This is a genomic window from Actinomadura sp. RB99, assembly GCF_014706005.1.
Lineage (GTDB): Bacteria > Actinomycetota > Actinomycetes > Streptosporangiales > Streptosporangiaceae > Spirillospora.
The window spans coordinates 43336-55436 of the sequence record NZ_JABMCA010000010.1; the positions used below are offsets into that span (position 1 = coordinate 43336).

The 12101-nt window shown below is 63.3% G+C and carries 7 protein-coding genes; all 7 read left to right on the forward strand.

The genetic code is table 11. The features are described from left to right. Nucleotides 1–813 precede the first annotated feature (813 nt). Nucleotides 814–1146 carry a MobC family plasmid mobilization relaxosome protein gene (locus amrb99_RS12085; protein WP_190856011.1) on the forward strand — a complete coding sequence of 111 codons (333 nt, stop codon included), beginning with the start codon at nucleotides 814–816 and terminating at the stop codon, nucleotides 1144–1146. Between the two features lie 35 nt (nucleotides 1147–1181). After that, the gene (locus tag amrb99_RS12090) at nucleotides 1182–2684 is read left to right on the forward strand and encodes a mobilization protein (RefSeq protein ID WP_190856012.1); all 1503 of its coding nucleotides are present in this window, start codon (nucleotides 1182–1184) and stop codon (nucleotides 2682–2684) included. Between the two features lie 224 nt (nucleotides 2685–2908). Next, on the forward strand, nucleotides 2909–3475 hold the full coding sequence (locus tag amrb99_RS12095; RefSeq protein ID WP_190856013.1) for a hypothetical protein: 567 nt from the start codon (nucleotides 2909–2911) through the stop codon (nucleotides 3473–3475). A gap of 11 nt (nucleotides 3476–3486) precedes the next feature. After that, nucleotides 3487–3684 carry a helix-turn-helix domain-containing protein gene (locus amrb99_RS12100; RefSeq protein ID WP_190856014.1) on the forward strand — a complete coding sequence of 66 codons (198 nt, stop codon included), beginning with the start codon at nucleotides 3487–3489 and terminating at the stop codon, nucleotides 3682–3684. 451 nt (nucleotides 3685–4135) lie between these two features. Continuing rightward, complete coding sequence (locus tag amrb99_RS12105) at nucleotides 4136–5305, forward strand: hypothetical protein (protein WP_190856015.1); 1170 nt, start codon at nucleotides 4136–4138, stop codon at nucleotides 5303–5305. Nucleotides 5306–6486: 1181 nt separating this feature from the next. After that, complete coding sequence (gene dpdE, locus amrb99_RS12110; RefSeq protein ID WP_190856016.1) at nucleotides 6487–9570, forward strand: protein DpdE; 3084 nt, start codon at nucleotides 6487–6489, stop codon at nucleotides 9568–9570. Beyond that, on the forward strand, nucleotides 9567–12101 hold the full coding sequence (gene dpdF, locus amrb99_RS12115) for a protein DpdF (protein ID WP_190856017.1): 2535 nt from the start codon (nucleotides 9567–9569) through the stop codon (nucleotides 12099–12101). Before dpdE ends, dpdF begins: the two co-directional genes overlap by 4 nt.

Sequence of the window (12101 nt, forward strand, 5' to 3'; positions counted from 1 at the left end):
CCGCCGCCCGTCCGCGCTTGTCCGCAGCCCGTCCGCGCTTGTCCGCCGCCCGTCCCCACTTGTCCGCCGCCCGTCCCCACTTGTCCGCCGCCCGTCCCCACTTGTCCGCAGCCCGTCCCCACTTGTCCGCGGTCTGTCCGCGCTTGTCCGCCGTTCGTCCGCGCTTGTCCGCCGTTCGTCCGCGCGGACGAACTGTCGTCCGCCTGCAGTACGACGGCGGACGGCGGGCGGACGAACCGTCCACCGCGCAGCGGACGAAGCTGGGACGGGGCGCGGCGGTCGTTGCTGCAGCAGCGACGCCTTCCACGCAAGAGTTGCCTAGTGCGGCTCATCATCGGCGGCATCTTGTACGCGAGCCGTCCTTGCGCCCAATCACTGTCACGAAACCTGTATCGGCTCGCCGCTCGAACCTGCTGTGCTCGACCGGTCGACCGCCGAAGAAATCTCGAAGATGGTAAGTGTCGCGGAGACTCTCTGCACGCGAAGTTCTATAGCGTGGCTCCTGTCAATTGAAGATCTGAACTGCCTGATACTCAACGACACCGCTCGGCACGGATAAACGCTCTCCGACTGAACGTAGCATCGGCCGACAGAATCGCCGACGACCCTACTTAGAGGCTGCAAGGTAGGACCGTGTCGCGACACGCAATGGACCCGCGGCGGGTCCATCACGTGTGCACCCGGGGCGGGTCGACCGGGCGCGGTCGTGATCGATGTGATCGGAGGTAAGCCACGGAAGACGAGCAGGTCAGCGCATCACGCAAGCTGCAGCGACGCTCGCAGCTCGGTGAGGGGCGTCGGCGAAACCGGGAGATGAGGTTCCGAGTCAGCGACGAGGAATACAAGGAGATCTGCGAAGCAGCGCACCGAGCAGGAGCTGCTTACGGGACATTCATCGTTCACACCGTACAAGCAGTCAATCGCCAGCACAGATCTGGATACGAACTGACGCCGGATACCTGCGAGGAACTGCGCGGCATCGCACGACAGCTGAACCGGATCGGCGTGAACCTCAACCAGCTGGCCCGTATCGCGAACGCGACGGGACAGGTACCCTGCGAACTGCCCGCTGCGTTGGCTTACCTGCAGAACGTTCTTCGAAGAGTGGATGCCTCTTCCGTCGAGCTTGGCCGGCTCCAGCGTTGATCGGCAAAGTGACCCGAGGTGAGAGCGTCGCCCGGTTGCTGTCCTACCTCTACGGCCCCGGCCGGCGCAACGAACACATCAATCCCCACCTCGTCGCGGGCTTCCGACTCCCCATGGCCCTGGAACCCGGACTGGACGTCAGAGGCGATCGGGACTTCCGGCATCTGGTCGGAGTCCTGACCTCCCCGCTCGACACTCTCCGACATACCCCGCTGACGTCTCCGATCTGGCAGTGCTCGGTCCGCGCCGCCCCCGCGGACCGGCGCCTCTCGGACGACGAATGGGCCGACATCGCCGAGGAGGTGATGCACCAGACCGGGTTCGCGCCACGAGGCGACGACGAAGCATGCCGCTGGATCGCAGTGCGACATGCCGACGACCACATCCACCTCGTCGTGGTCTTGGCGCGCGAGGACGGACGCAACCCCAACGTCCACCGCGACTACTTCAAGGTCGCCGACGCCTGCCACATCGTCGAGAAGCGTTACGAACTCACCCCGACCGCGTCCGCAGACCGGACAGCAGCCCCACGACCAACCCGAGCCGAGACAGAACTTGCCCACCGCAGGAACTGGCCCGAGCCGCCCCGCGCCACCCTCCGTCGGCACGTAGCCACCGCAGCTGCCGGAGCCGAGAACGAGGACGACTTCTTCACCGCCCTCGAACATGCCGGAGTGCTGGTTAAGATCCGCCACAGCGCCCGCACACTCGAGCAGATCACCGGTTACGCCGTTGCGCTTCCACATCACAACAACAAGGAGAACCAACCAGTCTGGTTCTCCGGCAAAAAGCTCGCGCCCAACCTCACGCTCCCCAAACTTCGCGAGCGCTGGTCGGCGCCGCACGAGGGCAACCGCTTCGATCGTCGCCCCTTCGGCGGGGTGGAGCTGACCCACGAGGAGCGATCCGCTGCTTACCAGCAGGCCGCCCGAGCCACTGCGACGGCCACCTGGCAGATGCGTCATATCCAGGACCCGGTCGTCCGCGCCGACGTAGCAGCCGCTACATCCGACGTCCTACACGTGACCGCGGCCCTCACAGGCAACCGGGAACTCGCCCGTGCCGCCGACTTCTACGACCGCGCAGCTCGCGAACCCTACGGACGCCAACCACCCTTGACTCCCTACGGCGCGAACCTACGCAGAGCTGCTAGAGCACTGGCTCTATCCGGTATCCGGGGACAACGCGGTAACCGTCCGAGCCTCGCCGGCGTCCTAACTCACCTGGTCGTGCAACTCGTTGCCCTCATCGAGGCGATCGCGGAGTACCGGCAGTTGCAGCAACGCGCTGCCCAGGCAGCTGCCGCCCGCAAGGCTGCCACCCAGCTCAGCAGACTCAGCCGGTCAACTCCGCGGCCATCTTCCCCTACGCTGCCACGGACACCACCGAACTACACGGCGGAGCAGAACGCGGCGCGCCTCGCGGCCACAGCCTTCCCCGTACCCCTGAGCGACCAGCTCTCAGACGGTCCATACCGATCCAGCACGCCCACACCGACGCACCCCAGCCCTCACCGCCGCCGGGGCCCAGCACGGTGACCCGACCACGCAACCCCGGCGCCACACCGTCCTGGTCCTGGCACAAAGATCAGCGCCTCTGCATACTACGGAGCGTAAACAGCGCCAACAATGCGCAAGCAGTGCACCGCCGCAGCATCCGCGCCGGCAGAGTGGCACTACCTCACGACCACCACGCAAGAGAGGCGAGGCAATGACCGATCACAGCCCCCAGGCGGGCCCCGTATCTACAAGGACACATTCACATGACCGACCACAGGCAGGCTCTCGCTACCGCTCGTAACGACGACCAAACGGCAGACCTCGCGAGCAACCTCTACGAACACGTCCGCCAGCTCAACCTCGCCACGGCCGGCCCTCCGAGCCTGACCCTCCCCGGCACCGCGTACGCCATCCTCGGCAACCTCAGCGCAGCCACCTACGGCCTCGATCAGGTCCTCGACCAGATCAACCGCTTCTTCCTCCGGGAGCTGCAAGCCGACCGTCTCGGCCACGACCAGGCCGAAGACCTCGCCGACGTCCTGAGCCGCCACGGCCAAGCTCTAACCGAAGCCAGACGGCACGCCCGAGCTCTCTGCGCGGCCCTCGGCGACGCCCAATCGACTATCAACGCCGTCCACTCCCGCGCCACCCACGGACGCGAAGCGCCCCCAACTACCGAGGGCAAAACCCACGTGGACGACGCCGGAGTAGCAGCGGCGGCCAACGACTTCCCCAGACCGATCACCGATCCGACGCTCCTCGCACCACCTCTCACCGGCGGACGAAACCGCTTCATCCGCACGCTCCGCCCGAACACCCCGGAGGCCTGAGCATGGAGCCGATGACCCACGAGGAACTCGCCGCCCTGCCCACCACAACAACCATCGAGACCGCCGCCCGAGCCCTTGGCCTCGGCCGAACCCGCGCCTACCAACTCGCCCGCGAAGGCTGCTTCCCCTGCAAGGTCATCCGCATAGGCGCCACCTACCGAGTAGTCACCGCCGACCTCCACCGCTTGTTGACCGTTAACCGAGGATAGGTATGGGACGCCCAGGGTGACGCGGTGGCTGTAGGCGACCGCCAGCACATACCCCACGCTGTGTTGTCCCAGTTCGCGTCGTAGGTCCGGGCTGTGGCCGTTGACCCTCGTCGCTGCGAGCCGATCCGCCTCGACCAGGTCGACCCCATCATCAGAACCGCGATCCTCGGCATTGAGGGCTCGCGGATCTACCAGCACGGCGCGCTGGACTAGGACCTCATCCCGGCCGGCTACACTTGCGGCGGTCATGCCCGCCGCCGTGCCGGGGCGGTCATGCCCGCCCCGGCACCGCGTCGCGTTGGTCTTCCAAGCAGCCCTCTACTTTCCCAGCACCGCGTGCGTGCCGGCGGCCAAGCAGGAGAACGATCCAGGAACCGCCCCCTGGGCCTGGGCCTTGGCCTGGGGTGCAGGTGTTGCAGTGTTGTCGTGGGGGTGCAGTAGCGTCCACACCGTGGGACAAGTCATTGTTCGTCACCGCGTATGTAAGCCGGGTATCGACGGGTCGGGCGCGAACACCATCCAGCATGCTCACATTGGCCCTGCGTCCGAGTTCGAGGTCTCGGTTCGGATGGCCTCACTGATCAGTGTCAACGCCCGGGCCACCCCGATTCGGGGGAGGGTGCGCTACTGGTCTCGCGTTGCCGAATTGCGGTTGCTGCTTTCCTTCTTGGACGAGAGGCGCTTTGCGCCGCTCCTCCTGCGCGCGACACCGTTCCACGCGAGCGCCGGCCACATTCGCCGGTTCGTTTCCGAAGGCGCGGGTCTTGGGCTGTTGACCGGCGTCACTGAGGCCATCTACGGCTGGCGTGCAGGACGGACGACACTCGCCAACTTCGATGCCTTGCCGACGAGCCTCGTCCACAAGTACAAGGCCTCCGGCGTGCGACCTGATCTGCTCTTCCAACTCCGTGAAGGTGACCTCGCGGGTGAGGCTCGCGGCCGCTCGTCCCCACCGCCCAAGTCAGTGAGAGCAGATCAGCTCCAGAAACTGCAGAAGCTCCTGGTGTGGTCAGACGCCCACGACGAGCACCCGTTCGTCATGAGTTGGGCTAGCGTGACTGAAACAGGAACGACCATCGATTTCTTCGAGTGCAGGATGGACGGCGGGTTCCGCAGGAATCCGAGGCGCCCGGCACGCGAACGTGGGCGCCCGATCCGGGTCATGGAAGATGCACTGCCGCAACGACTCATCTCAGATGGGGTACCTGAGGCCACCGTCCCGTCCCGGCCGACGCGCCCTCAGGCAGACCAGACGCGGCCAGGCGATCTGGCTGCGGAGGCTGACGAGTGTGTCCGGCAGGTTGATGAGGAACTCTACGAATCAGCACCCGAGCTTTCCGATGGAATCATGTTCGATCGATCCGTGCGAGGCGCCTGGGCGCCGCTCGACCTGCTCGGCGAGCCGGGAGACTATCTCTTTCTTGGGATCATGAGCCACGCCCTTTCAGAGGACGAGGCCGAGGGCGTCGCGGCCAGGCGCTCACGGCGGGGCCTGGCGGACGGTGGCGACGAGGACGCTCCTGTGCAGGGCGAGATCACGGGACGCCTCATCGCCGCCGTCACCCGAGACCGCCGCCCCGAGCCTCCATCTATAAGGGAACTGCGCGACGCCCTCGAATGATGCTGGCGTTGTCTGCGGCCCTGCGCATGAACACTCTTCGGATACGCCGCCAACGTCACTGCCCGACATGAACGGTTCGTCCGACGCATCACCGACGAAGCGTGTCCTGACCGCGGCGCGTAGGCGGCTGGCGAGGAGCGTCGCCGACCGAACTGCCGTGGCGCGTCCTGGGCGACTGTATGCCAGCGCCCCTGGTTGCCCGCCACAACCTCGCTCGACGGACCGCAGAAGCCTGCGACGCCGTTCAAGCGTGTGCCTCGTTCGCCGACGTCCTCCACACCCAGCAAGCAGGTGCGGGGCGTCGATCTATGCGTCGTCCAGCGGAGATCAAGTGACCCTGGCCTCACCGACAGTTGGCGAGACCAGGGTGTCAATCACTGTCAGTCATCCTCTTCTAGATCATCGTGCTCGGTGTAGGGAAGCCCGCAGAGCTGGCACTGCACGATCTCTGGACACCAGTCATGCTCATCGATCCGACAGCGCTTCACCGGATCTGAACTTGACTCTGGGTCCTCAGGTGGGTGAAATGTCAACGCGACACTCCTTGGCGTGACTTAGACGAGGTCAGGGCCCTGGGGCGTTTCGCAGGGTCGGCGAGAGGCTGCCACCTCTCGCCGACCGTCAATCTAGCGAAAGCATTTGAGGTGACCCAGCAGGCTCTATTCGCCTAGTAGGAAAAATAGAGCGAGTGCCGGGTAAGCCGTTCGAGTGGCTATCTACGAACGGTGATCATGGCAACTATGGATGCTCTCCAGTGGCACGCTCCTGGACTAGGCAATTTGTTTCAAATTAGCGGGCTGCACGGACGGTCGGCAAGGGCGCCGAACTGCCGTCAGATGCACCGGACCGGCGATTTGGTCACTGTGGGTAAGTTTCGTTGGAAGTTCGCGAGTTGGTTGACACGGCCCAGAAAGGTCGATACCTTAGCTCACAATATTATTGGCCTTCTCGTTGTCCAAAATTCAGCGCCACTTACTTACCGTAATCCTGTGACTACTCCAGGATGGGCTCCGTAATCGCTTTCTTGGGTGTGGGCTCGAAAAGGAGGCGTCCGCGTCACAGTCCGCGAACTAGCAACGATCTGATAACGGTCCCCTCCCGGGGAGGAAGGCTGACTTTGCTGGCGGCCGGGACGAAAAGCGGCATACAGTAAGGGGGATGCCTCCGAGGAACGTGAGGGTGTGGGCTTGCTGAACCGACACTCCTCGCCTGACGCCTACGTCGGTCGTTGGGTGCAGGTGCGATGCAGTGGTCTGGGATTCGCCTTCTGCCACGAGAAGCGGCCAGAAGGCGCGGTCGTGGTTTACACCGATATCCCGGGCAGTGCCGAGGTACGCGAGATAGCAGCAGTGGAGGATTTGATCTTCCCTCGTGTCTCGCCTGGGTCTCGCGTCTGGGTGAAGGGTGAGCCCTACGGCTGGCATGCCGCAGAGGTAACGGGACTCACCGCGTTCGGTGACTACCGGGTTCGGGTCAGCGGAATACATTCAGATCTGAAGTTGTCGGGTGATCAATTTAAGATCCGCTGGGATCGGCCCTTGAATGATCCGGTCGGTGCCGTTGCCCAAGGATTCTGTGACTCTCCCGAGTACTACGAAGCGCGCCGTGATTTCCTGGATCAACTAGTGCTTCAGCGGAGAGTGTCGAGGGGGTACACGGCTTTTCTGTCCGCTCCTGTGGAGCTTTATCAGCACCAACTCGATACGGCGGCCAGAGTATTGTCCGATCCAGTGCTTCGTTATCTACTGGCTGACGAGGTCGGCTTGGGTAAGACGGTCGAAGCATGTGTCGTCGTCCGACAGTTGCTCCTTGATGACGATCAGGCGACAGCGCTCATAGCAGTCCCTTCCACTCTGCTCCAGCAATGGGGGGTCGAACTTCGAGAGAGGTTTCTTCTTGGAGAGGAGATGGGGGAGCAGCGTGTTCGTCTTGTTTCTCATCACGATCTCGCGGGTGAAGCCAGACTGAGTGAGTACGCCATCGTTGTGGTAGACGAAGCCCACCGGCTCGTCTCCCAGTTATCTCTCCACCCCCGTCTTCGAACCGACCTGCACCAGGCCAAGAGCCTGCTGTTGCTTTCGGCTACGCCCATGAGCGGGGACCTTTCGGTCTTGCTCAATCTTCTCAACCTCGTAGACCCGGTCGCGTATCCGACGAACGACCTTGAGTCCTTCCGGAAGCGGGTGCAAGAACGTGAGAGAGAGGCAACAAATCTGCAGGTGCTTACCTCTCGGCGTGCGAGTCCACGCCTGCGGAGCGCCGCGCTAGACGAACTGCTCAGGACGCATGGTAAGGACCCCACGGTCGCTCGACTAGTAGAGCAATGCCACTCTGCTGAACCAATGTCCGCCGCATGGGTGGATCTTAGCGACTATGTACGGGAAACCTATCGCATCAGCCGGAGAATGATTCGCCATCGGAGGAACAGCGGTGTCGCCGAAGGCTATCCGGTGGTAGGGCGCCGGCCTATTTTCGTAGCGCTTGAAGATCCGACACGTCGCATGGTCGACGAATTTCTTGAACAATACCGTGATTACCTTGCGAGCAATCCCACACTCACGGGAAGTTCTAAGCGTTTTGCACGGATGGTTCTCCATGGTCTGGGTGGACCTCGTGCCCTCCTTCATTACCTCCGGCGAAGTCTCACTGTAGAACAGGACGACCGAGCTCTAAATGAGGCGATGGTCGCGCGACTTCAGATGGTCGACACGGGCACTCGGGCGCGCGCCGCGCTCGATATCGCTGCTGACCGGCTGGCCAAAGACCTCAAAATAGTGGTGGTCGGGACCTCGTCCGACATAGCACGGGAGTTCTACGAGGCAGCACAGGCACGATGGGGAAACAAAGTGACCGGACACTTGATCTCTATGGAGCAGGCAGTTCGTGAGAGAGAGACCCTGGCTTTCTTGAATAGTCTTGGTGGACGTGTTCTCGTCGGTGATTCCACCCTTGAGGAAGGGAGGAACTTGCAAGCGGCACATGTGCTCATCAATCTTGATCTGCCATTGGATCCTAATCGGCTGGAACAGCGGATAGGGCGTCTCGACCGGTTTGCACTCCGGGCGGAGCCTGCAGAGATCGTGACATTCGTGGAACCCGATAGTGAGTGGGTCAGCGGACATGTTCGTCTACTGCATGAAGGTATAGGTATCTTCACCGCTTCTGTCGCCACATTGCAGCGCAAGCTTACCGAAATCCTTAACGAAATCATTGCACAAGTGAAGCACGAGGGTAGCGGCGTTTTCTCATTCGACTTGACGGAGTTGCGGAGAGGTATCGAAGATGAGCGTACTGAGGTGGATCTCCTAGAGGAGCTCGAATCTGTCACCGCGGCATCCGATTTCGATGATGCGACCATGGCCGATCTGCGACGGGCGGAGGGGGATATCGAGGATCTACAGAACGCGTTTCTCAGGTTTACTTCGACACGAGGCGGCGTAGGCCTGCGACCGCAGGTGGCTCCAGACGGGGAGCTACTGCGTTTTCGTACCGACTCTCAGTACGTTCCCGGGCTCCCTGATGATCTGGCCGCTGAGGTCCTTCCCCTGTTGAGGCGACCCCGAGCGTACGCACGCTCCGCCGCGACCTGCCGGAGGGGGGTGGCTCCGCTGCGGCTCGGAGACCCGCTCGTCGACTGGCTCGAGCGGTATCTCCGTACGGACGAGCGTGGCCGAGCCCGCGCGATCATTCGTCCTTGTGACGATGTGCACGAACCGTCGCTCTGGATGTCATGCGACTTTCTGGTGGAATTTGACGCTTCACACTTGGTGGCTGAGGATGAGGACGTTCGACGTCGGCTTCGCCGGCGAGGCGACGCTCTGCTCCCACCAAGCGTCATCCGTACGTGGACCAACCCCGACGGTCCGGCGTCCGCACCTGCACTGGAGATGCTGGATGTTCCCTTCGATCCGGACTCGGATCAGGTGCTGCGGGGGAGGGCGTGGGGGGACGTGTTGACCGCGCTGCCGGACTGGCAGCAACTCTGTCGCCTGAGTGCCGACGCGGCAATCGACCACATTCGGTCCCTACCGGCCCTCAGCACAGAACCTCCGGCGTCGGCGCGACGGGCTCAAGAGGAAGTCTCGGCCCGAACCGCAGTTTTGCGAGCCAGATCACAGCGGCTGCCGACAGAAGCCGAACGCAGAGCAGCTCATCTGGAGATGGAACGGGAAGAGTCCCTCGGGGCTGCGTTGGTGAGGGGTACTGCACAACCGGCCGTATCGACCATCGCCTGCGGCGCGATCGTGCTTTGGCCAACGTCATGACAGACGAACTCTATTCCGACCAGGATGAACTTCTCCGTCACTGGCTGCGGGCAGCGGATGGAGGAAGACCACCCGACTTTGCGGACGACCTCTACATGCGCCTGGCTCATGCCAGCGTTGATCCAGAGAGCAGCGAACTCGATACGGCGGTGCTGATCCGCCACCTCCTCCGGAGATGGTCGCTGCGGGATGGCCGTCGGAACACCGTGGTCACCACTCCGGAGATCTCGGCGCGGCTGCGCAAGGTAGCAACGCTTACGCAGCTGCGGGAGCGCCCGACAGACACTTGGTCTGCGATGCCGTGGAATCCAACCTGGCTCAACTCTCATGGAGATCCGGACGGCGCGGCGGCTGCGGGAACGATGCGCGGAGCAAGATTTTCTGATGTCAAACTGATCGCCGACCCGTTTTTCACGAAGTGCACTGGCCATGGCTACTACAGCACACCGGGGCAGAGGGCCGCGTGCCGCGCTGTAGTTTCTGTTCCGGCAGGCAGCACTGTGATTGCAATGCTTCCCACAGGGTCGGGCAAGACCGAGGTGGCGCTCTGCCTGGCAGACCAACGGAATGATGCGGTCACCCTGATCGTGGTCCCGACGGTTGCTCTCGCCTACGACTTCGAACGTAGATTCCGAGATCACTATGCGCGTCGGAGTACCCGGATAGACCGGAACTCCCTTCATTTCGCTTGGACTGCGAGCACTCCGGAGTATCTACGGGAGCGCATGCGGTCGCGCGTACGGGAGGGCATACAGCCGATTCTAGTCACATCGCCGGAATCGATGACTCGTGCGCTCCGACTTCTGCTGCTGGAGGCAGCCGGTACTGGGCGCATAGGGGGCTTCGTCTTCGATGAGGCACATCTGGTCACACAGTGGGGCAGAGACTTTCGGCCTGAGTTTCGTACGTTGGCGGACCTGAGACGCGACCTAATACGCAAGGCAGCCGACACGGGTCATACGAGCCCGATTACATTGTTGCTCAGCGCGACGCTAGGAGCGTTCGAACTGCGGGACCTGCACCGCATGTTCGCGGAACCTGGACCATGCACGCTCGTCGCGGCCAACGCCCTGCGTGCTGAGCCGGAGTTGTGGACGGCGGCAGCCGACGATCCGGAGCAGAGAGAAGCATGGGTCTTGGAGGCACTTGCGCATCTGCCACGGCCGGCAATCCTTTACGTAACGGCGCCGGAGGCTGCCGAAGACTGGCTGTCCCGCCTGCGGGGGGTCGGTTATCGGCGGCTCGCCCTCGTGACTGGTAAGACGAGCACAGAGGAACGGGCGCGTGTCCTCGCCGAGTTGCGCTGGAGCACCGAAAAGCCCGCGACGGTGGACCTCGTCGTCGCCACCTCGGCCTTCGGTCTCGGCATCGACTACCCCCATGTGCGCACTGTGGTGCACGCCTGCATGCCGGAAACCGTGGATCGCTGGTATCAAGAACTGGGGCGGGGAGGGCGTGACGGTTCCGCGTCCGCCGCGTTTCTGCTGACTGCGCCAGCGGACCGACGCGAGGCGGAGAAGCTTACTACCAAGGTACTCACGGCTGACACCGCGAACCAGCGATGGTCGGACCTCTGGAGTCACCGTAAGCAACTCGCAGATCGATCCTTCCTCGACTTGGAAGGTAGCCGTGGTACGGCGGCTCGCGGCTCCTACAACCGTCGCTGGAATGCTCAGCTCGTCCAGGGACTGGTCGAGTTGGACGCGCTTCGGCGGTTTCAAATGGATGTCGAGGACTTGGTAGACTTGGCCGACGAGACCGGAGAAAAGCGCGACTGGGCCTGTGTCGAGGTATGTCGTGGCGACCTAAAAGATTCGTCCTTCTGGGGCGATTTCTGGACGCCATGGCAGCAGCAGGAATGGCTGCGATCGCGAAGGGCCTTGGACTCCGTCGTGAATCTGGTACGGGGATCCGTGCGCGCGTGCGAGGCGATCGCAGCGTCCTACCGGCCCGACGAGGAGACCCGCCGTATCTTCGGTCCCTCCACTGCTTGGGCCGAACCGCTGACTCCTTGCGGCAGGTGCCCGGGATGCCGGCAAGACGGCGTTGCCCCGCCTGAAGACCCGTCCCCCAGTCCCATCCAGCAATGGCCCGTCTCGAATTACCTTTTTCCCCGGCTTGAGGATCTTGCGAACGCCGCCGCTGCCCAAGACCGGCTCGTGTTGCTCACGACCGACGACCACGACACCGTGGCCCCACCCTTGGCACGGGCTATGGTCCGTCGCGGAGTGAGGCATCTCGCTGGTCCGATAGGTGAGCCGATACACCATGGAGACTGGCTGTTTGTCGACCCGTTGCCTATAGGACCCGGCGACCTGACCCCCTGTTCGTCCTTCGTCGTGTATCCGCCGGCGAGTCGAGTCCCGGGCACCTGGTTGAGGTCGAGGAGACGACCGACCCAGCACGGTGACGCTCCACCCGCGTTCGATGTCCTCCTGCTTCCGCGCGGCGCTACCGTCGGGGATCGGAAGGTAGGACTCGACCTGCCCGCGCTCGACGCCGTGACCGCGCTCCAAGTTCTGGGAGGTTAA